Here is a 241-nt window from a genome sequence, read left to right as displayed (position 1 = left end):
AAAAGCCACAACGCCGCAGAGATATGCAATACAGGGGTACATAACAGAGTTTTCTTGTTGCCCAACATGGGGCGAATACGGTTACATAAACTTGTTCCACCCAGCATGCCTAAAGCAGGAATCACCGCCCACATCGCGTATTCATCAGACGTCATACCAATCTGATTTTGCATAATAAATGGCATCACTGATACGGTAGTGATCATCAAACTAAAGTTAAGCCAGCCAATACTCGCAAAAC

The 241-nt window shown here is 44.0% G+C and carries 1 pseudogene; it reads right to left on the bottom strand.

The annotated features are described in order from the left end of the window. Positions 1-241, bottom strand: a pseudogene (locus AB4653_RS28785) (MFS transporter); the annotation flags it as partial.

Origin of the sequence: Vibrio sp. 10N.222.48.A3 (assembly GCF_041475345.1) — a bacterium.
Lineage (GTDB): Bacteria > Pseudomonadota > Gammaproteobacteria > Enterobacterales > Vibrionaceae > Vibrio > Vibrio tasmaniensis_A.
Note: the sequence above shows the minus strand (reverse complement) of the source record. Positions and strands in the feature narration are given on the sequence as shown.